Raw genomic sequence first — 26,622 nt, 5'->3', positions numbered from 1 at the left:
TATTTTAAAAATAAATGAGTTTTTTATTTTGAAAAAGAAAGGTGATTAAATTATGTGAAAAAAAAATGAACAATATAAGGAATTTAATGATAAAGCTAAAGCTCAAAAAAAAGAAGATATGAAGAAATATAATGAGTTTCAACAAGAAAGGAAAAAAGAAGAAAAAAAAATAAAAGAAAAGCTAAAAAGAGCTGAAAAAGAAGCAAGAGTCAAAGAAGAATGAGAAAAAAGAGACCGTGAAAGAAGAAAAGCAGAAGAACAAAAAGCTCATGAAAAAGCCTGAGAATGTGAACAGAAGGAACGTATAAGAAGAGAACAACAACGAATGGAATTACAAAAAAAAGAAGAAGACAGAAGACTTAAAAAAGAAATTGAAAAACAAATGCAAGAATTAAAAATAAAATCAGAAAAAAAAGAAAATTTTGATAAATTTTCAAAAAAAACAAATCCATTTTTATAAAAATTATAGTATTTTGAAAAATTTAAACCTATATTATTGGTCGGAGCCAACCAGAACCTTGGTTGGTTGGCCGCGGGGTTTAGCCCCGCTGGGGTGAGTTGCGAAGCAACGAGGGGCAAAGCCCCTATTACTTGATGTAGATTAATTGTATATTCTAATAAATTTCATTTATTTTTTTGAAATTCCAAAAGTGAATAATTAAATAAATTATTATTATCTGTTTTAAAGTGAAGTTGTCCATTTTTTATTAAAATTTTTTTGTATATTTCTAAAAATTTTTGGTATGTTAATCTTCTTTTAAAATGTCTTTTTTTAGGTCATGGATCAGAAAAATTTAAATAAATTTTATTAATTTCATTATTGGCAAAAAGTTCTTTTAAATTTATGGCATCTTCTATAATTATTTTTAAATTACATAATTTATTTTCAATTAATTTTTTTAATAGTATAGTTACAATAGAAATGTTTTTTTTCAATAGCAATATAATTTTGATTTGAATTTTGTTTAGCAAGATTTATAATGAAATTTCCTTTGCCACTTCCAATTTCAATATTGATTGGATTTTTATTTTGAAATATTTTTTTATTTCATTTCCCTTTGTAATTATAGGGATCATTAATACATAAATTATTATGTGTTAAAATAAATTCTTTTGCTCATGGTTTATTTCTTACTCTCATTGTAATTCCTTTTCTAATTTAATCAACATAGTTGTTATAAAAGTGTAACTTACTAATTTTAGAATTATATCAAAATTGAAGTTTAAATATCTTTTGCCAAAAGAATTTCATTATTATATTTATATCATGTAATATTTTTATTTAAATAAATTTTGTGAAATATTATAATTATATATTACCTTTTACTTTTTTAAAGTAAGAAAATAATAAAATACCGTTATTTTTTTATTTTTTTAATAAAAATCTTTATTTTTTACAACTAAATTAATAGTTAAAAGATTATGAACAAAAAACCCATTATTTTTTTTGTTTTTTTGTATTTTGCTATTCCCTTTTACCATTACACTATGTTATACTTACAAGGCGTGATTGTTATTTATAAATGCTGATACACTGATATCAGTTGTCATTATATCACATGTTTTGTTCTTTATTTTATTAAAAATCGTTCTAAGGAGGATATAGCCAATGGCAATCATAGGAGACAAAGTAAAAATTCGTTTAGAAAGTTATGATCATTCAGCTATTGACCAAATAGCACAGAAAATTAAAGATGTGTTAAAAAAAGAAGGTGCTGAAGTGGTAGGTCCAATTCCATTACCAACTCATAAAGAAATTTTCACTATTCTTCGTTCACCGCATAAACATAAAGATTCACGTGAACAATTTGAAAAGAGAACTCACAAAAGAATTATTGGTGCTCAATTATCACCAAAATCTTTAAATGCTCTAAGTGGACTTACTATCCCTAATAGTGTTAGTATCTCTTTGATAATCGAATCTAAAGATGAAAAAAAATCAACTTTAAATCAAGTATCAAAAAAGATTAATAAAAAAAATTATTAAAATCGATAAATATTAATTATTTACAACATATTCCAAGGAGGAAATTATGAAAGGAATCTTAGGTAAGAAACTAGGAATGTCACAAGTTTTCTTAAACAACGGACAACTAGTTCCAGTAACAATTATCGAAGTACAACCAAATGTAGTAAGTCAAGTTAAAACAAATGTAAAAGACAAATATAGTAGTTTACAACTTGCAACGTTCGATCTTCGCGTTACTTTATCAAACAAACCAACAATCGGACACTTTAAAAAAGCCGACAGCCAACCTAAGCGCTTCGTGAAAGAAATTCGTAACATGAACGGATTTAATCATAAAGATCTTATTAATGTTGCTGACGTATTCACAGCAGGTGAATTCGTTGATGTCCAAGGAACTTCTAAAGGTAAAGGATTTACAGGACGTATTAAACGTCATAATCAATCACGTGGTCCAATGGGTCATGGATCAGGTTTACATCGTCAAATGGGTTCAACAGGTTCTATTAATGCTAACCGTGTGTTTAAATCACAACCAATGCCAGGGCAAATGGGAAATGTTAAACGTAGTGTTGCTAACTTAGAAGTTATTAAAGTAGATAAAGAAAATAATTATCTTTTAGTAAAAGGTTCAGTTCCAGGACCAAAACAAGGCTTTCTTGTTATTAAACAAGCAGTTAAAAAACCAATTCTCAAAACCCCAGTATCATTAGTTGTTAGAAATCAAAATACTACAACCGAAGTTACTGATGGTCAATAAAGTTAATTATGGAGGATAGCAAAATGAAAATTAATGTTGTTAACAACGCTGGAACAAAAGTTAGCGAATTAACTTTAAACGAAAAAATTTGAGGAATTGAACCCCACAAGCAAGCGCAGTTTGATAGTTTATTAAGTTATAATGCTACAAAACGTCAAGGAACACACGCTGTTAAAAGTCGTGCTGAAGTTGCTGGCGGTGGTAGAAAACCATGAAAACAAAAAGGAACAGGGAATGCGCGTCAAGGCTCAATTCGTTCACCACAATGAAAAGGTGGGGGGATTGTTTTTGGACCAAATACTGATCGTAATTATTTAATTGGATTACCAAAAAAAGTAAGAAGATTGGCAATAAAATCAGCATTGGCTGCCAAATTCCAAAATAAAAACATAGTTGTAATTGATGAATTAAACTTTGAAAAACCTTCAACTAAAATTATGTTAGAAACTTTAAAAGTTTTAGAATTAGCAAACAATAAAACACTAATTGTTTCAGGAATAAGCAATAAAGAAACAGTTATTAAATCAGGTCGTAATTTACCTAGAACAACAACAATCGCTGCTAATAGTATTAATATTTACGATTTATTAAATGCTAAAAAAGTATTGTTTACTACTGAGGCAATTAAAATCGTTGAGGAGGCTTTAATTTAATATGCATTTAAGTGAAGTTATAGTAAAACCAGTATTAACTGAGAAAACTTATAAACAAATGGCTGAAGGTATCTATACATTTACTGTTAACCGTAAAGCTAATAAAAGTCACGTTAAAAAAGCCTTTGAACAGATTTTTGAAGTTAAAGTAGCAGACGTTAATATTATTAATAGTAAACCAAAAACTAAAACTGTTGGTAGATTTGTTGGAAAAACATCGGCAGTAAAAAAAGCTCTTATTAAATTAGCTCCTGGTGAACAATTAAGTTTGTTTAGTTCTGAAGAACAAAGCTAATGAGATTGGAAGGAGAAAAAAACAATGGCAATTAGAAAAATTAATCCCACTACTGCAGGAAGACGTAATATGACCGTTCTGGATTACAAACAGAACTTAACTATTGGTAATAGCCCTGAAAAATCTTTATTAGTAAATTTAGTTAAACAAGCTGGTAGAAATAATCAAGGTAAAATTACAGTAAGACATCAAGGTAATGGTCATAAGGTTAAATACCGTATTATTGATTTTAAACGTAACAAAGATAATGTAGTTGGAACAGTTAAAACAATTGAATACGATCCAAATCGTAATGCTAACATTTGTCTTATTTCTTATCTTGATGGTGAAAAGCGTTATATCTTAGCACCAAAAGGAATCAAAGTAGGAGATAAGTTATTAAGTGGTGAAAACAGTGATACTGTTAAAATTGATATTACTGTTGGTAACTGTTTACCATTATCACAGATTCCACAAGGAACAGTTGTTCATAATGTTGAATTAAAACCAGGTAAAGGTGGACAAATGGCACGAAGTGCTGGTGGTAGTGTTCAAATTCTTGGTCGTGATGAAACAGCTAAGTATACATTATTAAAATTAACATCAGGTGAAGTTAGAAAAGTATTAAGTAATTGTCGAGCTACAATTGGTACAGTTGGAAATGATGATCATAACTTAGTAAACATTGGTAAAGCGGGAAGAAATCGTTGAAAAGGAATTAGACCTACTGTTCGTGGTAGTGTTATGAATCCAAATGATCACCCACATGGTGGAGGAGAAGGTAAAGCTCCAATCGGAAGAAAAGCTCCAGTAACACCATGAGGTAAAAAAGCATTAGGTTTAAAAACTCGTGATAGTAAAAAAGCATCAAATAAATTAATTGTACGAAGAAGAAATGCAACAAAGTAGGAGGAAAGTAATATATGTCAAGATCTTTAAAAAAAGGACCCTTTGCTGATAGTCATTTATTAAACAAAGTGGAAACTCAAAATAAAAATAAATCAAAAAAAATTATTCAAACTTGATCTCGTCGTTCAACAATTTTCCCACAATTTGTTGGACATACATTCGGTGTACATAATGGCAAAACACATTTACCTGTATATGTAACAGAAGATATGGTTGGTCATAAATTAGGAGAATTCGCACCCACACGTAAGTTTGGTGGTCACGGTTCTGACAAGAAAAAGCGTTAGGAGATAGAAATTATGGAAGCAAAAGCTCATTTAGATAAATTACGCATTAGTCCAAGAAAAGTGCGTTTAGTAGCCGATTTAGTTCGTGATAATGCTGTTGCCAAAGCTCTAGTAATTCTAGCTCATGAAAAAAAACGCGCAGCACAGCCAATTATAAAATTAATTAATTCAGCAGTTGCTAATGCTGCTAATAACTATGGAATGGAAGCCAACAAATTACGTATTAAGGAAATATTTGTAAATGAAGGTCCAACTATGAAAAGATTTATGCCCCGTGCTCATGGTAGAGCATATCAAATCTTAAAAAGAACAAGCAAAATCACTATCGTGGTTAGCGATAATTAGGAGGTAAATAAGTAATATGGGTCACAAAGTTAGTCCAAATGGATTAAGATATGGTATCAATAAAGATTGACAATCACGTTGATATACAACTAGTAACGAAGATTTAGCAAAATGAATTTTAGAAGACCACAAAATTAGAAAAGCACTATTTGCACATTTAAAAACTTCTGGTGTTTCTAAAATTGAAATTGAAAGAACTAAATCACAAATTACCTTATTTATCCACTGTGTTCGTGTTGGTTCAGTTTTAGGGCAAGGCGGTTCAAACATTGAAGTATTAACAACACTAGTTCGTAAAACAATTAAAAATCGTAAAATAGGTATTAGAATTAATGTTGTTGAAATTAAAAATCCTGATATTGATGCGCAAACAATTGCTAATACATTAGCACAACAAATAAGCAATCGTATGTCACATCGTACAACACAAAAATTAGCAATTCGTAAAGCACTTCGTGCTGGAGCAAAGGGAATTAAAACTCGTGTTTCAGGAAGACTTGGTGAAGCGGATATGGCACGTGTTGAAGGTTATTCAGAAAGTAGTGTTCCTTTAGCAACATTACGTAGTAATATTGATTATGCTACTGCTGAGGCAAAAACAACTTTTGGTCAAATTGGTATTAAAGTTTGAGTATATAAAGGGGAAATTTTATCAGGAACTGACTCAACTCAACCTGAAATTATTTCAAAATATAATCAAAGAAATAATAACAATCGCCGAAATAATTACTCACAACAACCACGTAAGGAGGTAAAGTAAGATGGCTATACCTAAGAGATATAAACACTCTTGCGTCCACCGTTTAAGTTATGAAGGAACTGCAAAAGGTTGTAAAACAGTTGCTTTTGGAACTTACGGACTTCGTGCTGAAGAAGGTTCTTACATTACTGAAAGACAAATTGAAGCAGCCAGAGTAGCAATGACACGTTACATGAAACGTGGTGGAAAAGTTTGAATTAGAATCTTTCCACATTTACCAATTACTAGAAAACCAGCGGAAGTACGTATGGGATCAGGAAAAGGTTCAATTGATCATTGAGTTTCAGTAGTAAAAGCAAAAACAGTTATGTTTGAAGTATCATATCCTAATGAAGCAACAGCACGTGAAGCATTGCGTCTTGCAATGCACAAGTTGCCAATCAAATGTAAAATTGTTACTAGAGAAATAAAACCAACAGAAGAAGTAAAGGTTGCTAAAAATTTAACAACAGAATTGGGTGAAGCAAATGGAAATGCAAGTAATTAAAAATAAATCAACTTTAGAATTACAACAACATGAAGAAACTCTTCGTGCGCAATTGTTTGCTTTACGAATTCAAAGTTCGTTAGGTAAACTAGAAACTCCGCATATGATAAATAATCTTCGTAAGGATATTGCTCGTATTAAAACTGAATTAACTATCAGAATTAATAATGGTGAAAAAATCAAACCATTACATATTAATAAAATGGTATTACCAGAAGAAAATAAAGAAAGCAAAAAAACTAAAAAAGTTGCTAAAGTTGATGATAAAAAAGATATTAAAGTTAAAACAATAACTAAATCAGAAGTTATTAAAGAATCAGATAAAATTGCTAAAAAAGAAGTTACTGAAAAAACAACTAAAGCAAAATCATCAAACAAAGAAGTTAAAAAAGTTACTACTACTAAAGTAGAAAAACCATCTAAAAAACCTACAGTTAAGAAAACTGTGACACCAGCTAAGGAGGACAAAGAATAATGACAAATATTATTCCAAGCAAACAACGTAAAACTTTTGTTGGAATTGTAAGTTCTGACAAAAATGATAAAACAATTACTGTTGTTGTTGAAACTTCAAAACGACATCCAATGTACCATAAAAGTTTTAAGTCAACTAAAAAGTATCATGCCCATGATGAAACTAACCAAGCTAAAATTGGTGACAAGGTTGAAATCATTTCAACTCGTCCACTTTCAGCTCTAAAACGCTTCCGTTTGTTAAAGATTATTGAATCTAAAACAAATAAAAAAGCTTAATTAACCAGGAGGATAAGAAAGATGTTACAAAATCTATCGTGAGCCAATGTGGCTGACAACACTGGTATTAAAGAAGTTATGGTTATTAGAGTTTTGGGTGGTAGTACTAAAAAATTTGCTAAAATCGGTGATATTGTTGTTTGTTCAGCAAAATCAGTAACACCTAATAGTGCAATGAAAAAAGGACAAGTTGTTAAAGCAGTTGTCGTACGTAGTAAATTTGGTGTAAAACGTAATGATGGTTCTTGTGTAAAATTTGATGATAATGCAGTAGTAATTATTAAAGAAGATAAAACGCCACGTGGTACTAGAGTATTTGGTGTCTTGGCTCGTGAAGTTAAAGAGCGTGGTTATAATAAAATTGCTTCTTTAGCAGAAGAAATTGTTTAGGAGGATGAAATAAATGGCAAGCAAAAAGAAACCAGTTATTAGTCTTGATACTAAATTAAAAAGAGGCGACCAAATTAAAATCATTGCAGGAAAGCATAAAGGTCATACCGGACCAATTATCCAAGTACTTCGTGAAAAAAATCGTGTTATTATTGAAGGTATTACTGCTAAGAAAAATAAAAAACCTACCCAAAATGATCAAGAAGGTGGAATTGTGGAAGTAAAAACTAGTGTTCACATTTCTAATGTAATGATCCTTGATGGTAAAAAAGATAAAAAAGTAACAAAAATTGGGTACAAAATTGATAAAGATGGCAAAAAAATTCGTATTGCACGAAGATCTGAAACAGAATTACGATAATAAAGGAGTAACAGCATAAAAATGAATCGTTTACAAGAAAAATATAATAAAACTATTATTCCCCAATTGCAAAAAGAATTAAATTTTACATCAATAATGCAAGTACCCAAAATTGAAAAAGTTGTTATTAATATTGGCGTTGGAGATGCAAGTAGTAATCCAAAAGCCATTGATAAATCAGTATCTGAATTATCAAAAATTACTGGTCAAAAACCAATTATCACTAAAGCAAAAAAGTCAATTGCCGGCTTTAAATTAAGAGCAGGAATGCCAATTGGTTGTAAAGTTACATTACGTGGCGAAAAAATGTATGATTTCCTTGATAAATTTATCTCAATTTCTTTACCAAGAATTCGTGATTTTCAAGGTTTATCAGCTAAAGCATTTGATCAAAATGGTAATTACACTGTTGGTATTAAAGAACAAATTATTTTCCCTGAAATTAATTATGAAGAAGTAGATAAAGTTCGTGGTATGGAAATCTCAATTATTACCACAACATCAAATAATGCAACAGCATTATTGTTATTAAAAAAAATAGGATTACCGTTTAAAAAACAAGGAAAGCAGGTGGCATAAGATGGCAAAAACTTCATTAAAAGTAAGACAAGCCCGTAAATCAAAGTTTAGTACGCAAGCATATACACGCTGTCAAAAGTGTGGCCGTCCTCATGCGGTTATTCGTAAATTTATGTTATGCCGTATTTGTTTTCGCGGTTTAGTATACCAAGGACAAATTCCTGGTATTAGAAAAGCATCATGATAGGAGGTATATAATTATGATGACAGATCCAATAAGTAATATTTTAACAGTTATTCGTAATGCTATTAGCGCTGCGGATAGCAGTAAACATCGAGTAGTTAGTGTACCTTCTTCAAAACAACTAGTTAAGATAGCTGATATCTTGCAAAAAAATGGTTATATTGAAAAATATCGTGTTACTAAAGAAAATCCTAGCAAACCTAAATTAGAACTTTTATTAGTTCATACTGGTAAAAGTCCAATTCTTGGTTTAAAAAGAATATCTAAACCAGGATTAAGAATGTATGCAAAATGTGAAGACTTACCAAGTGTGTTAAATGGTTATGGAATTGCAATCATTTCTACATCAAAAGGTATTATGACAAATAAACAAGCAAAAAAACTTGGTCTTGGTGGCGAAGTTCTTGCTTATGTATGATAAGGAGAAAACTATATGTCACGTATTGGTAACCGTATCCTTACCATTCCAGTAAATACTTCAATAACGCTAGATGCAAGTAACTTGTTAACTGTTACAGGAGCAAAAGGTTCTTTAAAAAAACTATTACCAAATGTTATTAAAATTAACGTTGATGAAGAGAAAAAAACAATTACTACAACAAGACCTGATGATAACAAAAAAAATAAACAACTTCACGGAACAACTAATTCATTAATTAATGGAATGTTAGTTGGTGTATCAACAGGTTTCATGAAAGAATTAGAAATAAATGGTGTTGGATATCGTGCTGCTGTTCAAGCTAATATCTTAAATTTAACATTAGGATATTCTCATCCTATTAAGTTTGAAATTCCGCAAGGAATTACCATTGTTGCTCCTAAACCAACAGTATTACAAATTAGTGGTATTGATAAACAATTAATTGGAGAAGTTGCAGCCAAAATTCGTAAATTCCGTAAACCAGAACCATATAAAGGTAAAGGAATTAAATATAAAAATGAACACATTCGTCGTAAGGAAGGAAAAGCTGCTGGTAAAGGTAAATAATCTTATACTGGCACTTAAGGAGAATAGAAAATGATTAATAAACAACAAGCTCGTAAAGTTCGTCATTATCGTATTCGTAGTAAAATTATGGGTACTAGTGAAAGACCACGCTTAAATATCTTTAAATCTAATAATAGTTTTTATGCTCAAATTATTGACGATACTGCTTCAAATACAATTATTGGTGTATCAACATTAACATTTAAAGATTTAGCATCAAAAAGCAATATAGATGCTGCTACTAAACTTGGAGAAACAATTGCTAATTTAGCTATTAAGAAAAAAATTAAAAAAGTGGTTTTTGATCGTGGTGGATATTTATATCATGGTAAAGTGAAAGCATTCGCAGAAGCGGCGCGTAGTGCTGGATTAGAATTCTAAAAAAGGAGAATTAAAAGTATGAGTTTAGAAAATAAAAAAACAATTATTGATGATAAAGAAAATACTGAAGTTCAAAAATCAGTAGCAAAACCTTCTGTTAAAGCAGAAGTAAAAAATCCTGCTGGTAATGAAAATAAAATTAGACATACTAATTCATCACAACCAAGAAATAGCCACGATAAAAAAGAAAATAAAGTTCGTGAACCACGTAAAAATTTTGAACGTAAACCAAAAACTCCAAGTGAATTTATTGAAAAAGTGATTTGAATCAGAAAAATTAACAAAGTAACAACTGGGGGAAGAAGATTGCGTTTCTCTGCTGCTGTTGCTATTGGTAATGGTAAAGGAGTAGTTGGTTTTGGTATATCTAAAGCCAATGAAGTTCCTGATGCAATTAAAAAGGCAATTGAAGCTGCTTACAAAAATTTAACAACAATTACGATAACTAAAAACAATAATTCTATTGTTCATGAAGTTAAAGGTAAATATTGTGGAAGTGAAATTTTATTAAAACCAGCTAAAGAAGGAATCGGAATTAAAGCTGGTGGATCTGCTCGTGATATTTTAGAATTAGCTGGTATTCATAATATTTATTCAAAAGCATTTAGATCTAGAAATAAAATTAATTTAGCTAGAGCAACAATTGCAGGTCTTGGCAATGTTAAACCAGCAGAATATTTTATAAAAAATAAAAATCTTACTACTAAGCGTAGTAATGGTTAGAGGTGGATTATGGAAACAACATTACATAACTTAAAACCAACACCAGGTTCTCGTAAAGACATTAAACGTTTAGGTAGAGGAACTTCATCTGGAAAAGGTAAAACGGCTGGTAAAGGGACAAAAGGACAAAATGCCCGTACCGGTGGTGGAACAAGACCCGGATTTGAAGGAGGACAAACACCACTGTACCGTCGTATTTCAAAACGAGGGTTTACTAACTTTACTACAACCAATTATAGTATTATTAACTTAGAACAAATTGATTTAATTAAAGAGCATGAAATAACACCTGAACTTTTATTTCAATTAAAATTGATTAGAAGTAAAAAAGATGGTATTAAAGTTCTTGGTAAAGGTAAATTAACAACACCAAAAACAATTAAAGCTCATAAATTTTCAAAATCAGCAATTACTGCTATTGAACAAGCCGGAGGAAAAGCGCAGGTGATCTAAGTGTTCACAACAACCCGTGAATTAATAAAAAAGTATAAAGAAGTTATAATTAGAATTTTATTTACCATTTTTATTTTATTTATCTTTCGTGTTGGAGCATTTATTACAGTTCCAGGAGTAACTTTGAATGAAGATTTAAGTAGCAGTAATAGTAGTGGTATTGAATTCTTTAATTTAATTTCAATGTTAGGTGGTGGTGCTATTAGCAGATTTTCTGTTTTTGCACTTGGAGTCTCACCTTACATTACTGCATCAATTATTGTGCAGTTATTATCAACTGATGTTGTTCCTACTTTAACAAGATGGGCTAAATCAGGCGAAAAAGGTAAGAAAAAATTAGAGTTAATGAATCGAGTATTAACTGTTCCCTTTGCTATTATGCAAGGTTTTGCCACTATCTTTGGCTTACAATCTCAACATATTATTAGTGTTGATTGAAGTTCGGGATCGGGAGCAGCCGGACCAGAAGTTTTCTATTATGTATTAATTCCAGCTATTTTACTAGCAGGGACAATGTTATCATTATGAATGGCTGATCAGATTACTAATCGTGGTATTGGTAATGGAATTTCACTAATTATTTTTGGTGGAATTGCTGCTAATTTACCATTTAACTTAGCTTCAACTTTTAAGTATTGAGTAGGACCAGATACTAATAACGGTGTTATTTTTCAAGGGGCTTTAAAATTTGCTCTTTATTTTGCAGCCTTCCTACTGATTATTCTTGTTGTTGTATTCTTTAGTGAATCAGAGCGACACTTACCAATTCAACAAACTGGTAGTGGTTTAACTTTAAAGGGTGATAAAAGTTCTTATTTACCTTTAAAAGTTAACTCAGCCGGAGTAATTCCTGTTATTTTTTCTTCGGCACTAATTACTGCTCCAATGACAGTGGCACAAATTGTTGATCAAAATAGTGGTTTTGCTAATTTTGCTAGAAATTATTTATCTTTACAGTCGTGGCCGGGAATTAGTATTTTTGCTATAATGACGATTATGTTTACTTTCTTATATGCACAAGTGCAAATTAATCCAGAACAAATGGCTAAGAATTTTCAAAAATCAGGAACTTATATTCCTGGCGTTCAGCCAGGGAAGGAAACAGAAATTTATATTAAAAGAATGTTAAATCGTTTAAGTACGATTGGTTCCTTTTTCTTAACTGCTGTTGCAGTAACTCCATTTTTGATTTCTAAATTTACTAATCTACCTTCTTCATTAGCAGTTGGTGGAACTGGATTAATAATTATGGTTGGAGTAGCATTAGATACAACAAAACAAATTAAGGGACGAATTACTCAACATTCATTCTTAAATTATAAGGACAACAAAGATGTTAAAGAACACTTATGGTCTTAGGGGGTAACGATGAATTTAATTATTTTAGGTCCACCAGGATCAGGGAAAGGGACACAGTCACAGTTTCTGAAAGAACAATATAATTTAATGCATTTATCAACTGGTGATTTGTTTCGTGATGAAATCACAAAACAATCACCAGTAGGTAAAAAAGCTCAAACTTATGTTAATAAGGGTCAATATGTTCCTGATGAGATTACAAATGAGATTATTAGTAATACTTTAAAAAATATTAAACATAATTTTATTCTTGATGGTTATCCAAGAACAATCTCACAAGTAGCATCATTAGACAAAGTATTAACAAGTTTGAATGAAACGCTTTCAATGGTATTGTATCTAGATATTAATGAAGAAACAGTTATTAAACGTTTGTCTTCAAGAGTTACTTGTCCTCAATGTAAAGCAATTTATAATCTTAATTTCCTACCACCAAAGATTACTGGTATTTGTGATAATGATGGGGTAAAATTAATTAAGCGAATTGATGATAGTGATGAAAAGACAATTATCAAACGTTTAAAAACTTACAAAGTAGCAACGGCACCATTGGTAGATTCTTATCAAGAACGTGGACTGTTAAGAACAGTGGATGCCAACCAAGATAATAGTGATATTAAAAAACAAATTAAATCATATTTATCATCATTAAAAGGAAATAAAAATAATGGTTAGCATTAAAAGTCAAAGTGAAATTCAAAATATCAAAGCCGCTAGTCAAGTTGTAGCACTTATTCATAAAGAGTTAGCAAAGATAATAAAAGTTGGGATAACGGGTAAAATACTTGATAAAGTGGCAGCACAAATTATTAAAGAAAATAATGCTGTACCTTCTTTTTTAAATTATCATGGGTTTCCTGCCACAATTTGTGTTTCAGTTAATGAACAATTAATTCATGGCATTCCTAATGATAAACCTTTTAAAATGAATGATATTGTGAAAATTGATGCTGGTGCTGCTGTTAATGGTTATCATGCAGATGCTGCCTTTACAATGTGTGTTGGTGGGAAACCAACACCAGAACAAGCAAAACTTATTAATGTGACTAAAGAATCATTAAATAAAGCAATAGCAATTATTGCACCAGGAGTTAGAATTGGTGATATTAGTAACGCCATTCAAACTTATGTAGAAAGCGAAGGCTTTTATTTACCAACATCATATACTGGGCATGGTATTGGTAAAAAACTCCACGAAGACCCAGCTATTCCTAATGTTGGTAAGCCCAACACTGGAATAAAATTGCAGTCAGGAATGACAATTTGTATTGAACCAATGGTTCAAACAACAACTGATAAAATTCTGGTTTTAAGTGATAAGTGAACAGTAGTTGCTGCTGATAAACAGCAGACTGCTCACTTTGAACACACTATCCTAGTAACTAATGATGGATGTGAAGTACTAACAATACTTAATGAAAATCAAAAAAATAATGAGGAATGTAATTAATGGCTAAACCAAAACAAGTAGTTAAACCCAAAGTTCAAAAAGTAAAAAAAACTAATGATAGTACTATTGAATGTGAAGGTATAGTAATAGAAGTCTTACCTAATGCTAGATTTAAAGTAAAGTTGAATGAATATGACTTTACTCCTATTGTAAGACCATCTGGTCGTATGCAAACACATAAAATTAAAATTATCAAAGGTGATCATGTAAAAGTTGAATTATCAACTTATAATTTAACTGAAGGACGAATTACTTTTCGTAACAGAATGGCTACTACACATTTACCGATAAATAAAGATGATGAAAACAAAGAAAACTAATAGTTTAACAGGAGGAAAATGATGAAAGTACAAGCATCAGTTAAAAAAATTTGTGACAAATGTCAACCAATCAAACGTAAAAAACGTAATGTAATCATTTGTGAAAATCCTAAACATAAGCAACGTCAAGGATAGAAATATTAAGGAGGAAAAATAAATATGACATCAAATACTAATAATGCAAGTCGAAGAATTGCGCAAGTAAATATTCCTGGAAATCAACATACAGTAATTGGTTTAACAAGAATTTATGGAATTGGTCGCAGCAAATCTTCAGAAATATTAAAAGAACTAAAAATTGAAGAAACTAAAAAAATTAATGAATTAACAGAAAAAGAATTAAGTTCAATTAGTCAATTAATTGAAAAGAAATATAAAACTGAAGGTGAACTAAGACGTGAAGTGTCTTTAAACATTAAGAGATTAATGGAAATTGGATGTTATCGTGGTATTCGTCATCGTAAAGGATTACCAGCCAGAGGACAATCAACAAAAACTAATGCAAGAACTTGCAAGGGACCACGTAAAACGGTTGCTAACAAGAAAAAAGCAAGTTAATTAGGAGGAAAAAAATAATGAATATAAAAACAACAGTAAAGAAAAAAATTAAAGTTAATCCTAATTTTATTAAAGCAAAAGCATTTATTAAAGCAAGTTTTAATAATACTATTGTTACTATTACTGATCTTAATGGTAATGTTATTGCTTGATCAAGTGCTGGAGCAGTAGGTTTCAAAGGAACTCGTAAATCAACTCCTCACTCAGCACAGTTAGCAGCTGAAGCTGCAGGTAAAACTGCTATGGAACACGGAGTTAAAATTTTAAGTGTTTTTGTTAATGGAACAGGACCAGGAAGAGAACCATCAATTCGTAGTTTACAAGCAGTAGGTTTTGAAATCAAAGATTTAAATGATGTGACACCAATCCCTCATAATGGTTGTCGTCCACCAAAAAAACCAAGAAAATAAAGTAGGTGAAAATAAAACATGGAACAACAATTTTTAAAACCAAAATTTAGTTTAAACAGTGAAAATAGTGCTATTAATTACAGTGAATTTATTGTGAGTCAATTAGAACGTGGTTATGGAACAACTTTAGCTAATGCCTTAAGAAGAACATTATTATCTTCAGTACCAGGTATTTCTGTATATGCAATTAGAATAAGTGGTGTATCTCATGAATTTACTGCAGTTAAAGGTGTAATTGAAAATGTTTCTGAAATAATTTTAAATGTTAAGGACTTAGTTTTAGCTTTTGATGGTGATATTCAAAAGGACGAAAAAATTGCTAATTTAAAAATTAGTATTACTGGTGAACAAGATATTACTGCCGGAGATATTATTTGTCCAACTGATGTTAGAGTAGTTAATCCAGAATTAATTATTGCTCGAACAACTTCAAGAAATGTTCTTTTTGAAATGGAATTAATGGTAAAGAAATCTCGTGGTTATTCTTCATTTGAGGAAAATAAAAAAGAAATTGCTAATAGTTCAGGCATTATTGCTATTGATTCAAACTTTTCACCTGTTGAAAAAGTTGATTATAAAATTGAACCTGTAACTAAAACATTAAAGGGTATTGAATATGAAAAATTAATTCTTCGTGTACAAACTAATGGTTCAGTTAAAGCAGCATCAGCTATTGCAATGGCAGCTAAAATTTTAATGAGTCATATTGAGTTTTTTGTTAATTTAGATGATAATGTTAAAAACTTTGAAGTTATTTCAATTACTAATGAGCAAGAAAATAATGATTTAAACAAAGCCTTAGAAGAATTGAATTTAACTGTTCGTTCATACAATTGTTTAAAACGTGATGGTTATAAAACTTTGGGTGATATTGTAACTAAAAGTTTAGATGAAATTAAACAAATTAAACATTTAGGTTCAAAATCAATTAAAGAAATTGAAGATTGTGTATCAAAACATAATTTAGAGTTTTCTATTAAAAACTAAGAAGGAGGATAAGAAAAAATGTCATATATTAACGATATCGGAAGAAATAGTGCTAAAGTAGATGCTGAAATCCGTAATTTAGCAAGTGAATTAATTGTTCATGGAAAATTAGTTTTGTTAGAAAAAAGAGCAAAAAGATTACAAACATTTATTGAACCTTTAGTAACGTTAGCTAAACGTGGTGATTTGCATTCAAGAAGAATGGCAATTGCTAAATTGCGTAAAATTACAACTAAAGAGCATCCAAAGGATGGTGTTATTCCAACATTATTTGGCAATATTGCTGAAAGATATAAAGACCGTAAAGGTGGATATACAAAGTTAATTAAAGTAGATAATAGAACTGGTGATAATGCACCAATGGTATTAATTACTTTTGTTTAATTAAAAATATTAAAGCAAGAAAATTTTGGAAAGAGTAAAGCATTTTTATGTTTTCTCTTTTTTATATGTTGACAATTTTAAATAAAATTGTATTTTTTAATACAATTATTGATAAATATTTTTTTATGGTATTTTTATTATTTCAATGTTATATTACATATATAAGTTTTATTTTATAAAAATTTATAGATTATTACTCCTTATTTTTGTAAGGAGTTTTTAGTTTTTTTAATTAAAAATAAAACTTATATATTTGATCGGGATAGTATTTGGATTATTTGTATATAAAACAATAATTATCAAAAAAATATCAGTCAATAATTAAAATTATTTTTGTAAAGAAATTTACTAGATATAGTAATTTTTAAATATTTATCTCAAATAAAGGAGAAAAAATATGAAAAAAATGGTTGTTGCTAATGCACAAAGTATTGTTGAAGAAAATCTTACTAAGGAACAAAGAGTACTTAATCATTCCAACAGGAATTTTTGTAGTTAAAGGATCAAAAATAACAATAAAATTATTAGAAAATGATGAATCTTTACTTAGCATTTTTATTGGACAATGAGGAAGTTATAAAAATTTAAATGATGGTCAAAGTTTAAAACCAAAAGAGTATGTTATTAATGAAGAAAATCAAACTATTATTTCTGAAATAGAAGGTATGTTATATCTGTATAATAAAAGTGAAAGTACTGATTACGAAGTATTAATTACTGCTGAATCAGAAGTAGAAGATCCAACATTTGTTACTAGTAAAATAATAAATAAAAAATATAATGAAACATTAAATAATAACATTAATTCACGATTTGCTAAAATTATTGTTGAAGATCCAATAGAAGTTCCAACATTTGTTGTTGATACAACAACAAATGAAGAATTTCAACAAATGTTATATGATAATATAGAATCACCATTTGTTGAAATTATTGGAGAACATGTTTTTGGAACATTCCAAATGGAACTTGCAAAAGAATTATGAATAGATGAAGATCCTAATAACTATAATATTAATGAAACATTTACTCGTTTAGATAAGGTTTATGAATTAACAAGTACAGTTAGTGGATTAAATTTAGAATATAATGGTATTGCTCGAAAGGTTAATAATAAAAAATACATATTACAAATCCTGATACTGGTGCAGGATATGCTAGTGCAACACACTATCATATTATTATTCAACAAGCTACTGGTGCAGGAAAAGCATTATTTAAGAAGAAACCTAATGAGGGTTGATATATATGACATGAGATAGGACACACATTTCAAAATCCACGTTATAAATGAAATGATCTAACTGAAGTTACAGTAAATATTAGTGCGCTTTGAGTTGAAAGAGAATTTGGATTTCAAAATAACTTAATTAAATGACATGCTGATAAAGATATTAAAGAATTCATTTTAAATTCAAATGCTGATAAAAATTTTGATAAACAATCACTTTTTGTTAAATTAGGTATGTTTTGACAATTAGATCAGGCCTTTGGAAAATGATTTTATTCAACTTTAAATCAATCTTGTCGATTATTAGATAATAAGTTATTACCAACTGATAATGAATTAAAAAAACAATTTTTTATTCAAATGACTTCAAAAATAGCTAATCGAAATCTAATTCCATTCTTTGCTAAATGAGGAATTAAAGCTGATGAAGATACTGAAAACATTGTAAGTAAATATCCAAAGTTAACAAAAGAGATTTGAAATAATATCTTTGATGGTCATTATGATGATGATGCTATTGTTGAACATGAATTGCGAAGTTATCAACCAGTGCAAGAAGTAAAAGTTATTAGTTTTTTAGAAAAAAGTATTGGTGATGAAATTTTAAAAAATGAAGTTAAAGAAAATATTATGATGGAAGATAATTTAGAAGTTGAAAGTGTTGAAGATATTTCTTATCAAAAACCTGATTTTCTTGATGAAAAAAGTATTGATACTAATTTTGTAGTTATAGATAGAAATGAAGATTTTGTTGGTAATAAATATCAAATTCCAGTGAAATTAAATTTTGCAAATAGTATATTATTAGAAGGAATGGGACAGGACTTAACACAATATCGAGCAATTATTAATTTAAATAAAACTAAGAAAACATTTTTCATCAGTGGTAATAATGAAAAATTTAATATTGGTTATGGAGGCAGTGATTATATAAAAATTACTATTAAAGATGCTAATAAAGATGCTAATGGTAATTCAATTTATAAAAAAGTGGCAGTAGGAAAGGATCCAACATCGGTTTTTGATGATCTTAATGAGATTAATTATAAAAATAATTATATGATTATATTTTGATTTATGGAACCAAAAAGAGGACTTTATTTTGATCCAAGTGTTGGTGAATGAGTTCCTTCAACAACAAAAGATGTAGAATTTGTTGTTAGTGATGATAAACTAATTAAAAAATAATATAAGTTAAAAAAATAAAAATAGAATTTGCTATTAATAGTAAATTCTATTTTTATGACATAGTAATTTTGATTTTTTTGGTTTTATTTTTTATATAGTAAAATTTAGTTTTTTTATATATTTTTTAAAATTATATAAAGTTAGAAAACCTTTATGATATTATTAATTCATAATTTAATAAATGTTTAGTACTAATATGGATATTTTATCTATATTAGTTTCTTTTATGTTTATTAAATTTTACTTTTGATTTGAATAAAAAGGAGAAAATGAAAGATGATATCTATAGAAAATATTAATAATTTAGATATAGAGATATTTATTAAAAATGTAAAAAAATTATTTCAAGAAAAAATTAATACTTATCAACTTATTGATAAATCTTTTAAAGAACTAGAAAATTTTAAAATTGTAGAAGAGATAAAATTAAAATTACAAGATAATCTTGAAATAATAAAAGAAAGATTAATTTAACTATGAATATGAAAAAGATGGAGATAGTTTAAAAGATTCTGCAGAATTAAAAAAGATAGAATTGTTTTTAGAAGAATTAGAAAATATAATAGTAAATAATTATGATATTAATATTAGTTATAAATGTGCTAATTTTCTTATTATGAATGATGAAAAGGAACAATTAGTAAAATTATTTAAAGTTAATAATTCAATTTTATTTAAAAGTAAATTAAGTTTTGCATTAGCAAAAAAATTAATTGAAGAAGGAAATATCAAAGGTATAAAATTATTAACTAATATTATTAGTTTAGAAGAAATAATTGATAATGAGACTAATCTTTTTCATATTGCTGCAAATAATGGTCAAATTGATATTTTAAAATATTTATTATCAATTAATAAAGAATTAATTAATAATAAAAATAAAAAAGGAAAAACACCTATTGAATGTGCTTTCGAATATGCTGCCAAACGTTTTATCAAATATGGTGAATTTGATAATGAAGTTATTGAATTTTTAATTAATAATTCTAATGTTAATTTATTGTTTACTAATAATGAAATATGAAAATCATTAGATCCTAACTCAAATATTAATTCAGTTAAAGGATGAAATATATTCCATATAGCAATACTTTTCGGAAATGTAGATATTGTAAAATTATTAATACAAAAATTAAATGATCAATCATTAATAAATTATGTAGCAGAAAAAATTGGTACTCCTTTACAATGTGCAATTGTAGGTGCTAGTGTTGATACAACCGGTCTACCTAAAGAGGGAATGCCTTGAGTTAATCCATTATCTTATTTTAGATTTATATCAAATAATGATATGGGTATAAAGGACAGTAGAACTAAAATTTTAGTTGAAAATTATAAAGAAATTGCAAAAACATTGCTTTCTATTTTATCTTATGATCAAATTAATTCTAAGGATACTGAAGGAGATAGTCCAATTCATGATTGTGTACTAAGATCTAATGTTGAATTATTAAAATTAGTATTAAACGCAGGTGGTGAAGTAAATATGCAAAATAATTTAGGATATACTCCCTTGCATCAAGCAGTTCTTTATTCTAGGTTTGAAGTAATAGAAGAACTGTTACAAATACCTAATATTGACTTAACAATAAAAGATAAAAGCGGATTAACTGCATACGATTTAATTGTGAAAAAAAGTAATAGAAAAGATAAAATTAAAATAATAAATTTAATAGAAAATTGTCTGTTAAGTAAAAATATTAAATTTGAACGTTTTGTTGAAGTTATTATTGATAATAATATATCTGATAATAATATATCTGATAATAATATATCTGATACTAATGGTTATTATGATGAGGTTGATACTGTTTCCTTATTAAGTAATGATGATGATACAAGTGATGTAGACAGTATAATTTGAGAGTCTAATAATAATTTTTCAGATAGTTTAGTTACTGATACTGTTTCTTATACAACAAGATTTTAGTGTTTAAAAATAAACTTTTTTAATAAATCTTAAATATTTTATAAAAATTTAAAAGTGTTATCTAGCAAGTATAATATATATTTAATAAAGTTTATATATAATATATACGAAAAACTAAATATAGTTTTCAATCCATTATTTTTTTTAAAAAAATAATCGATTTTTTTATTTTGAAAGGAAGATTTTGATGCCAGTTACTGAACAAGAAAAACGTAAAAAAGAAAGTTCAGAAATAAAAAAAGTAATTAAAGCCTTTGAAAAAGAAATCGAAGAAAATGATAAGCAAATTAAAAATGAAAAAAAAGAAATAAAAAAATGAGAAAAACTAAAATTAAATATTAATGATGAAAAAAAAGATTTAAGTAAAGAAATTAAAAAACTTAAGATAGCCTTAAATGAAATTAAAAATAAATTAAAGGAAAAAAAAGAAAAAAATATTAAATATGAAGAAAAAGAGGTAAAGTTTAAAGAAAAAGATTTAATAAAATTAGAAAATTTAAGAAAAGAAATTGAAAATAAAGTTGAAGTAGAAGAAAAGCAACAACAACAAATACAAGAAAATATAACAAAATTAAAAGAAAATAAACAAGAAATAATAAATCAATTAGAAGAACTTAAAAAAAATGAGAAAGAAATGGAGGAAGAAATAGTCAAATTAAAAGAAACGATTGTTGTTAATGATAATAATGTGAATCTTTTGATTAAAGAAAAAGAAAATGAAATATTAGAAGTAAGATTAAAAATTGCTAATTTATCTGCTAGTTTAAAAAGAAAAGAGAAAGAAATAACATTATTAGAATTTGAAGAATTTAAACATGAACAAATTATTTTAGAAAATAAAGAACAATTAATAAAAGCAAATCATAAATTATATTCAAATAAAAAAACAGAAAATGAAGTTAAAATAGCAGAATTGGAGATCAAAAAAAATAAGAAAATTTGTGAAATATATGAATTACAGCATAAACTAAATATAGTGGTTATAGATGATGCAAATATTAATTTTAAAATTTTAAGTTTACTTTTGATAATATGTAGGCTTGAAAAATCTTCTATAAAAATTGTCAAAGAAATTACAACAAAAAAAGATGTCTTAAAACAAATAAAAAATAATTCATTAGAAGAATCAATAGTAATTTCACCAGAAGAAAACGCTACTTCTGTTCAGCAAAATGCAAAACCATGGTTTAAACGTATATATAAACCATTTACTAAACTTTATAGAGGTAGTAAACAAAAACTTACATTAGGATATTATCAAAGAAAAGAAAAATCTTTAGAAGCGGAAATTAGGAAATTAGAAGCTGAAAAATTAAAAGATTTTTGAAATAAATTTTGATTACTTATGAGCTGTGGTTGTTATAATAATCATGGTAAAACAACAAGAAAAATAGAAGAAAAAAAAACGAGAATTAAAAGATATTAAAAAAGAACTAGAAAAATTATCAAAAAATAATGTTTCAAATAATGATCCGCAACCTTCAACTTCATCAGCAGTACCCAGCTCATCTAAAAGTTGAAGTGACAAATTATTGAAATCAACAGAAAAAGTAACAAAAACTGAATCTTTATTAAAAGAAAATTCTAAAAATCTAGATATTTCTTTACATTAATTTTATAGAATAGAAATTTATATAACTTTAATTTATAAACTAAATTTTATTAGAAAATGAACAATAATTTAACTTCAATTTTGAACAGATATTGTTCATTTTTTTCTTTTTTTATAATTTTTATAAATTATAAATTGATATATATAAAATTACTGTTATAATTTTACTAGCATAATATTTAAAATGGAGTTAGAAGTAATATGAGTAAATCTAAAATTTCATTAAGTTTAAAAAATGTTGAATTTCGTTATAAACCAGAATACAATAACGCTGTTGATAATGTTAGTTTTGATATTAATCATGGTGAATATATTACTATAATTGGTCATAATGGTAGTGGTAAGTCAACACTTTCAAAAATTATTATTGGTGTTTTACACAAACAAAAAGGTACAATTCAATTATTTGGTGAAACAATTACTAATAAAAACATTAAACAATTACGTCGTCACTTAGGTATTGTTTTTCAAAATCCTGATAACCAATTTATAGGTTCAACTGTTCGTGATGATATTGCTTTTGGCTTGGAAAATCATTTAGTTGAGCCCAGTGATATGCCAGCAATTATTGACAGAGTTTCTAGGGCAGTGGGTATGGAAAAATATTTAGATCATGAACCACTATGATTATCTGGTGGTCAAAAACAACGTGTAGCTATTGCTTCAGTTTTAGCTTTAGAACCTGATATTATTATTTTTGATGAGGCAACTAGTATGCTTGATCCAAAAGGTAAACGAGAAGTTAAAGAAATTATGTTAAAATTACAAGAACAACGCAATAAAACTATTATTTCTATTACTCATGATATGGATGAAATTATTAATGCCGATAAAATTATTGTTATGAATAAAGGTAAATTAGTTCGTTATGGAACTCCATCTGAAATATTAAAAGAATGAGAGTTTTTACAAAGTATTCATTTAGATATTCCTTTTGTTTTAAAAGTATCGTTAGGTTTAAAAAATAAGGGAATTAATATTAATGAAACATTAAGTGAAGAGGAGCTGATTTCTAGCTTATGTCAATTAAATTCAAAGAAGTAAGTTATACTTATTCTCCAAAAACCCCTTATCAATATCAAGCATTAAAAGATATTACTATTGAAATTGTTGAACAAAAAATAGTTGCTATTATTGGTGAAACTGGCAGTGGTAAATCAACTATGATTCAACATATTAATGGTTTATTAGTTCCAATGGCAGGTTCAGTTGCTATTAATGATTTTATTATTAAGGCTAATCAAAAAAAAATTCGTGATATTAAAAAAATACGTAAACAAATTGGCTTAGTTTTTCAATTTCCCGAATATCAGTTATTTGAAGAAACTATTGAACGAGATATTATGTTTGGACCAGTTAATTTTGGTGAGAAAAAAGATAAAGCACGAGAGTTAGCAAAAAAATATATTAATTTGGTTGGATTAGACGAAACATACTTATCAAGAAGTCCATTTGATTTGTCTGGTGGTCAAAAACGAAGAGTTGCTATTGCTGGTATTTTGGCATTACAAGGTCATACTTTAATTTTAGATGAACCAACAGCAGGACTTGATCCCGATGGTGAAAAAGAATTAATTAATTTATTTTATGATTTAAATCATAAAGAAAATAAAACTATTATTTTAGTAACTCATAATATGAATCATGTACTAATGGTTGCTGATGAAGTTATTGTATTACATAATACACAGATTTATAAAAAAGCAGATCCAATTACTATTTTTAGAGATAAAAAATTAATTACCGAAACCGGAATTGAGCCACCAAAAATTTATAGTTTTTTATATAAATTAGAAGCAGCAGGATTTGATACATCAAAAATTACTGCTAGAAGTGATTCAGAATTAATTGACCAGTTGTCAAAAATATTATCCAAAAAAAATAGCAATAAAAAGTAAGGAGTAATAAATAATGAAAGTTAGTTTTGGTCGTTATTTACCTTTAAATTCAATCATTCATCGTGTAGATCCAAGAATTAAATTACTAGTTTTAATTTGTTTAATTGCTTCACTTTTTTTTCATACTGGTTTTGAAGGTTACGCTCTTATTGGTTTTACTGTCATAACAATTTTCTTTTGTGCAAAATTACCTTTTATGATGTTATTAAAATTAATGCGCCCCATTTTATTTATGGCATTTATTTTATTTATAATTAACTGTTTTTTAACTGATGGCCCTAATGTTGGAATGATTTGACGTTGGCATGGTATTAAAGTATCGTATAAAGCTATATTTGTTAGTATTTATATTGCTCTTAGAATTTATTTAATGATTTTAATTACAACAATTTTAACAACCACAACTCAACCATTAGATTTAACATTAGCATTAGAAGATTTAATGTTACCACTAAAATTAATTAAATTTCCAGTACATATTATTTCAATGATTATTTCTATTGCTCTTCGTTCAATTCCTACATTATTAGATGAAGCGGGCAGAATTTTAAAAGCGCAAGCATCACGTGGTGTAGATTTAAAGAATGGTCATTTTAAAGAAAAAGTTAAATCGTTAGTATCATTAATTATTCCCTTATTAGTTTCTTCATTTCAAAAAGCAGAAGATTTAGCATACGCTATGGATTCAAGGGGTTATGATCCGCAAGGTAAAAGAACACGTTTTCGTCAATACCATATTGATTTTAAAGATATATTTTTCTTTATTATTGGTGTAGGATTGTTAGCATTTCTTATATCTTATACTTATCATCCAGAAATATTTTGAAGAATTCCATTTATTGATGATTATTATTCACAATAATATATAAAAAAATAATTAAATTTTTATTTATATATTTAGAAAATATTTGTAATTATATTTTTCTTAAGTATAATAATTTTATAAACTTAATATAGTTTTTAACCCGTTGTCTTATTTTAAAGTATATGGGTTTTTTATTTTTTTAAAAGAGGAGAAATTAAGTATGTCTAGAGAATGAAAATTTGAAAGAAGAGATTTTGAAGAAAATCAGAAACGTATTGAAAAAGAAATCCAAGAAAGAATAAAACAAAATGAAGAAGAAAGAAAATTAGAAAAGGCAAAAAATTTACAAGAAGAATGTAAAAGAGCTGAAGAAGAAAAATTAAAAAAAGAAAATAAACTTATTAAAAAAATTAAAAAAAGTAAAAAACACAAAAATAAAAGACATAAAAATAGAAAAGAAGTAAGCATTTTAAAAGAAAAAAGAAAATTAATATTTTTATAAGTTTTATTTATTTAACTAAGAATACTAGTAATATTTCTTATTTTAGAATAATTATTTATTTTTGTTTGATTTCAAAGAAATACCATTATTATTTGTGATAATTTTTCAATCGTGTTGATTTGTTATGATATAAAATATGTTAATTTTACAAGAGTTTTCTCTTTATTTTCATTTTTATTAAATAAAATATTTTCAATAGGAACACTATTACAAAGCTATTACTGTGACTAGTGTTTTAATCAGTAAACTTCCTAATTTCTAAATATAGTATGGCTTAAAAGTGTATTAGGATATACACACATAGAAAAGGTATTAAGAGTATTTAAATCAATTATTATGATTAATTATTATTTTTAAATTGTTTTCTAATTGTTAATAGTAACATTGTTTTTTATTATTATTACTGTTATATACGAAAATTAGATGATTATTTTTGTAGTTTTATGAAAAAAAATATTAAAAAATCATAAATTTATTGTATAATATTTAACGGTTTTACTTATAGAAACTAATATGGCGACTGTGGCGTAGCGGTCTAGCGCATCAGTTTGTGGAACTGACATTCGCGGGTTCGAATCCCGTCAGTCGCCCCATTTAATAAAATTATGTTTTTTTACTACTCCTTTTTGGAGTTTTTTCTTTTTTAAATAAATATTATTATAAATTTATTTTCGCTTTTTATTTACTAAATAAATAATGGTATAATTATTATGTTTTATGATTTGCAGAAAGTTG

General features: G+C 27.4%; 40 protein-coding genes, 1 tRNA gene and 2 pseudogenes. 41 read left to right on the top strand and 2 right to left on the bottom strand.

Annotation, left to right across the window (positions count from 1 at the left end):
* Positions 1-52: 52 nt before the first annotated feature.
* Both AACK83_RS09930 and AACK83_RS09925 read left to right on the top strand, forming a co-directional pair.
* The gene (locus AACK83_RS09930) at positions 53-460 is read left to right on the top strand and encodes a hypothetical protein (RefSeq protein ID WP_338958198.1); all 408 of its coding nucleotides are present in this window, start codon (positions 53-55) and stop codon (positions 458-460) included.
* 13 nt (positions 461-473) lie between these two features.
* A complete protein-coding gene (locus AACK83_RS09925; RefSeq protein WP_338958195.1) occupies positions 474-605 on the top strand; it encodes a hypothetical protein in 132 nt (43 codons plus the stop codon).
* An 85-nt stretch (positions 606-690) separates the two neighbouring features.
* On the opposite strand, the pseudogene AACK83_RS10660 reads toward AACK83_RS09925, so the two are convergent.
* Positions 691-936, bottom strand: a pseudogene (locus AACK83_RS10660) (tRNA (guanosine(46)-N7)-methyltransferase TrmB); the annotation flags it as partial.
* Positions 881-1,141: a hypothetical protein gene (locus tag AACK83_RS09920; RefSeq protein WP_338958192.1), complete on the bottom strand. Its 261-nt coding sequence runs from the start codon at positions 1,139-1,141 to the stop codon at positions 881-883. The gene AACK83_RS09920 and the pseudogene AACK83_RS10660, both read right to left, overlap by 56 nt.
* Before the next feature lie 474 nt (positions 1,142-1,615).
* Between AACK83_RS09920 and rpsJ the strand changes: the two are divergent.
* From rpsJ to AACK83_RS09725, 39 genes and pseudogenes are all read left to right on the top strand, one after another.
* Positions 1,616-1,918, top strand: a pseudogene (gene rpsJ / locus AACK83_RS09915) (30S ribosomal protein S10); the annotation flags it as partial.
* A 115-nt stretch (positions 1,919-2,033) separates the two neighbouring features.
* Entirely contained in the window at positions 2,034-2,726 is a 693-nt protein-coding gene (gene rplC / locus AACK83_RS09910) for a 50S ribosomal protein L3 (protein ID WP_174480934.1), read from the top strand.
* A 23-nt stretch (positions 2,727-2,749) separates the two neighbouring features.
* Positions 2,750-3,379, top strand: coding sequence for a 50S ribosomal protein L4 (gene rplD, locus AACK83_RS09905; RefSeq protein WP_281748516.1), 630 nt, complete (start codon positions 2,750-2,752; stop codon positions 3,377-3,379).
* 1 nt (position 3,380) lies between these two features.
* Entirely contained in the window at positions 3,381-3,674 is a 294-nt protein-coding gene (gene rplW / locus AACK83_RS09900) for a 50S ribosomal protein L23 (RefSeq protein ID WP_252319250.1), read from the top strand.
* A 24-nt stretch (positions 3,675-3,698) separates the two neighbouring features.
* Positions 3,699-4,562, top strand: a complete 864-nt coding sequence (gene rplB / locus AACK83_RS09895; protein ID WP_252319248.1) for a 50S ribosomal protein L2 — start codon at positions 3,699-3,701, stop codon at positions 4,560-4,562.
* A 14-nt stretch (positions 4,563-4,576) separates the two neighbouring features.
* On the top strand, positions 4,577-4,849 hold the full coding sequence (gene rpsS / locus AACK83_RS09890; RefSeq protein WP_174480930.1) for a 30S ribosomal protein S19: 273 nt from the start codon (positions 4,577-4,579) through the stop codon (positions 4,847-4,849).
* A 12-nt stretch (positions 4,850-4,861) separates the two neighbouring features.
* Positions 4,862-5,194, top strand: coding sequence for a 50S ribosomal protein L22 (gene rplV, locus AACK83_RS09885; RefSeq protein WP_174480929.1), 333 nt, complete (start codon positions 4,862-4,864; stop codon positions 5,192-5,194).
* Between the two features lie 16 nt (positions 5,195-5,210).
* Positions 5,211-5,954: a 30S ribosomal protein S3 gene (rpsC, locus tag AACK83_RS09880; RefSeq protein WP_338958185.1), complete on the top strand. Its 744-nt coding sequence runs from the start codon at positions 5,211-5,213 to the stop codon at positions 5,952-5,954.
* A gap of 1 nt (position 5,955) precedes the next feature.
* A complete protein-coding gene (gene rplP, locus AACK83_RS09875; RefSeq protein ID WP_281748520.1) occupies positions 5,956-6,441 on the top strand; it encodes a 50S ribosomal protein L16 in 486 nt (161 codons plus the stop codon).
* Positions 6,422-6,916 carry a 50S ribosomal protein L29 gene (rpmC, locus tag AACK83_RS09870; protein WP_338958179.1) on the top strand — a complete coding sequence of 165 codons (495 nt, stop codon included), beginning with the start codon at positions 6,422-6,424 and terminating at the stop codon, positions 6,914-6,916. Before rplP ends, rpmC begins: the two co-directional genes overlap by 20 nt.
* Positions 6,916-7,194 (top strand): 30S ribosomal protein S17, encoded by a 279-nt coding sequence (gene rpsQ, locus AACK83_RS09865; protein WP_174480925.1) that lies wholly within the window; start codon positions 6,916-6,918, stop codon positions 7,192-7,194. The genes rpmC and rpsQ overlap by 1 nt, the downstream gene beginning before the upstream one ends.
* A gap of 21 nt (positions 7,195-7,215) precedes the next feature.
* A complete protein-coding gene (gene rplN / locus AACK83_RS09860) occupies positions 7,216-7,584 on the top strand; it encodes a 50S ribosomal protein L14 (protein ID WP_174480924.1) in 369 nt (122 codons plus the stop codon).
* 13 nt (positions 7,585-7,597) lie between these two features.
* A complete protein-coding gene (gene rplX / locus AACK83_RS09855) occupies positions 7,598-7,945 on the top strand; it encodes a 50S ribosomal protein L24 (protein ID WP_252319242.1) in 348 nt (115 codons plus the stop codon).
* Positions 7,946-7,966: 21 nt separating this feature from the next.
* The gene (rplE, locus tag AACK83_RS09850) at positions 7,967-8,524 is read left to right on the top strand and encodes a 50S ribosomal protein L5 (RefSeq protein ID WP_338958174.1); all 558 of its coding nucleotides are present in this window, start codon (positions 7,967-7,969) and stop codon (positions 8,522-8,524) included.
* Between the two features lies 1 nt (position 8,525).
* Positions 8,526-8,711 (top strand): type Z 30S ribosomal protein S14, encoded by a 186-nt coding sequence (locus tag AACK83_RS09845; protein WP_174480921.1) that lies wholly within the window; start codon positions 8,526-8,528, stop codon positions 8,709-8,711.
* 13 nt (positions 8,712-8,724) lie between these two features.
* Positions 8,725-9,129 carry a 30S ribosomal protein S8 gene (gene rpsH, locus AACK83_RS09840; protein ID WP_174480920.1) on the top strand — a complete coding sequence of 135 codons (405 nt, stop codon included), beginning with the start codon at positions 8,725-8,727 and terminating at the stop codon, positions 9,127-9,129.
* 12 nt (positions 9,130-9,141) lie between these two features.
* The gene (rplF, locus tag AACK83_RS09835) at positions 9,142-9,696 is read left to right on the top strand and encodes a 50S ribosomal protein L6 (RefSeq protein WP_252319239.1); all 555 of its coding nucleotides are present in this window, start codon (positions 9,142-9,144) and stop codon (positions 9,694-9,696) included.
* A 30-nt stretch (positions 9,697-9,726) separates the two neighbouring features.
* Positions 9,727-10,077: a 50S ribosomal protein L18 gene (gene rplR, locus AACK83_RS09830; protein ID WP_174480918.1), complete on the top strand. Its 351-nt coding sequence runs from the start codon at positions 9,727-9,729 to the stop codon at positions 10,075-10,077.
* An 18-nt stretch (positions 10,078-10,095) separates the two neighbouring features.
* A complete protein-coding gene (gene rpsE / locus AACK83_RS09825) occupies positions 10,096-10,800 on the top strand; it encodes a 30S ribosomal protein S5 (RefSeq protein ID WP_338958168.1) in 705 nt (234 codons plus the stop codon).
* Between the two features lie 9 nt (positions 10,801-10,809).
* Entirely contained in the window at positions 10,810-11,253 is a 444-nt protein-coding gene (gene rplO, locus AACK83_RS09820) for a 50S ribosomal protein L15 (protein ID WP_174480916.1), read from the top strand.
* Positions 11,254-12,612: a preprotein translocase subunit SecY gene (secY, locus tag AACK83_RS09815; protein ID WP_338958165.1), complete on the top strand. Its 1,359-nt coding sequence runs from the start codon at positions 11,254-11,256 to the stop codon at positions 12,610-12,612. It abuts the gene before it with no gap.
* Positions 12,613-12,621: 9 nt separating this feature from the next.
* The gene (locus tag AACK83_RS09810; protein WP_338958162.1) at positions 12,622-13,287 is read left to right on the top strand and encodes an adenylate kinase; all 666 of its coding nucleotides are present in this window, start codon (positions 12,622-12,624) and stop codon (positions 13,285-13,287) included.
* On the top strand, positions 13,280-14,062 hold the full coding sequence (gene map / locus AACK83_RS09805; protein WP_338958159.1) for a type I methionyl aminopeptidase: 783 nt from the start codon (positions 13,280-13,282) through the stop codon (positions 14,060-14,062). Before AACK83_RS09810 ends, map begins: the two co-directional genes overlap by 8 nt.
* Positions 14,062-14,382 (top strand): translation initiation factor IF-1, encoded by a 321-nt coding sequence (gene infA, locus AACK83_RS10655; RefSeq protein ID WP_348774424.1) that lies wholly within the window; start codon positions 14,062-14,064, stop codon positions 14,380-14,382. The genes map and infA overlap by 1 nt, the downstream gene beginning before the upstream one ends.
* 21 nt (positions 14,383-14,403) lie before the next feature.
* The gene (gene rpmJ / locus AACK83_RS09795) at positions 14,404-14,517 is read left to right on the top strand and encodes a 50S ribosomal protein L36 (RefSeq protein ID WP_174480911.1); all 114 of its coding nucleotides are present in this window, start codon (positions 14,404-14,406) and stop codon (positions 14,515-14,517) included.
* 24 nt (positions 14,518-14,541) lie between these two features.
* Complete coding sequence (gene rpsM / locus AACK83_RS09790; RefSeq protein WP_174480910.1) at positions 14,542-14,940, top strand: 30S ribosomal protein S13; 399 nt, start codon at positions 14,542-14,544, stop codon at positions 14,938-14,940.
* Positions 14,941-14,957: 17 nt separating this feature from the next.
* The gene (gene rpsK, locus AACK83_RS09785; protein ID WP_252319229.1) at positions 14,958-15,350 is read left to right on the top strand and encodes a 30S ribosomal protein S11; all 393 of its coding nucleotides are present in this window, start codon (positions 14,958-14,960) and stop codon (positions 15,348-15,350) included.
* A gap of 18 nt (positions 15,351-15,368) precedes the next feature.
* Positions 15,369-16,337, top strand: a complete 969-nt coding sequence (locus tag AACK83_RS09780; RefSeq protein ID WP_338958153.1) for a DNA-directed RNA polymerase subunit alpha — start codon at positions 15,369-15,371, stop codon at positions 16,335-16,337.
* A gap of 18 nt (positions 16,338-16,355) precedes the next feature.
* Positions 16,356-16,721 (top strand): 50S ribosomal protein L17, encoded by a 366-nt coding sequence (gene rplQ, locus AACK83_RS09775; RefSeq protein WP_252319218.1) that lies wholly within the window; start codon positions 16,356-16,358, stop codon positions 16,719-16,721.
* Between the two features lie 434 nt (positions 16,722-17,155).
* Positions 17,156-17,983 (top strand): M60 family peptidase N-terminal accessory domain-containing protein, encoded by an 828-nt coding sequence (locus AACK83_RS09770; protein WP_338958150.1) that lies wholly within the window; start codon positions 17,156-17,158, stop codon positions 17,981-17,983.
* A 203-nt stretch (positions 17,984-18,186) separates the two neighbouring features.
* A complete protein-coding gene (locus AACK83_RS09765; protein WP_338958147.1) occupies positions 18,187-19,140 on the top strand; it encodes a M60 family metallopeptidase in 954 nt (317 codons plus the stop codon).
* Positions 19,141-19,416: 276 nt separating this feature from the next.
* The gene (locus tag AACK83_RS09760) at positions 19,417-19,614 is read left to right on the top strand and encodes a hypothetical protein (RefSeq protein ID WP_338958143.1); all 198 of its coding nucleotides are present in this window, start codon (positions 19,417-19,419) and stop codon (positions 19,612-19,614) included.
* Positions 19,615-19,675: 61 nt separating this feature from the next.
* Positions 19,676-21,070, top strand: coding sequence for an ankyrin repeat domain-containing protein (locus AACK83_RS09755; protein ID WP_338958141.1), 1,395 nt, complete (start codon positions 19,676-19,678; stop codon positions 21,068-21,070).
* Positions 21,071-21,257: 187 nt separating this feature from the next.
* Positions 21,258-22,496: a hypothetical protein gene (locus AACK83_RS09750; protein WP_338958138.1), complete on the top strand. Its 1,239-nt coding sequence runs from the start codon at positions 21,258-21,260 to the stop codon at positions 22,494-22,496.
* A 387-nt stretch (positions 22,497-22,883) separates the two neighbouring features.
* Entirely contained in the window at positions 22,884-23,726 is an 843-nt protein-coding gene (locus AACK83_RS09745; RefSeq protein ID WP_252320168.1) for an energy-coupling factor transporter ATPase, read from the top strand.
* On the top strand, positions 23,702-24,580 hold the full coding sequence (locus tag AACK83_RS09740) for an energy-coupling factor transporter ATPase (protein ID WP_281748539.1): 879 nt from the start codon (positions 23,702-23,704) through the stop codon (positions 24,578-24,580). Before AACK83_RS09745 ends, AACK83_RS09740 begins: the two co-directional genes overlap by 25 nt.
* Before the next feature lie 13 nt (positions 24,581-24,593).
* Positions 24,594-25,442 (top strand): energy-coupling factor transporter transmembrane component T family protein, encoded by an 849-nt coding sequence (locus AACK83_RS09735; RefSeq protein ID WP_281748540.1) that lies wholly within the window; start codon positions 24,594-24,596, stop codon positions 25,440-25,442.
* A gap of 163 nt (positions 25,443-25,605) precedes the next feature.
* Positions 25,606-25,887: a hypothetical protein gene (locus AACK83_RS09730; RefSeq protein WP_338958125.1), complete on the top strand. Its 282-nt coding sequence runs from the start codon at positions 25,606-25,608 to the stop codon at positions 25,885-25,887.
* A gap of 516 nt (positions 25,888-26,403) precedes the next feature.
* Positions 26,404-26,480: transfer RNA gene (locus AACK83_RS09725), tRNA-His, on the top strand.
* The last annotated feature ends 142 nt before the right edge of the window (positions 26,481-26,622 follow it).

The organism is Spiroplasma endosymbiont of Tiphia femorata, from assembly GCF_964020225.1.
In the GTDB taxonomy this organism is placed as follows: domain Bacteria; phylum Bacillota_I; class Bacilli_A; order Mycoplasmatales; family VBWQ01; genus Spiroplasma_E.
Note: the sequence above shows the minus strand (reverse complement) of the source record. Positions and strands in the feature narration are given on the sequence as shown.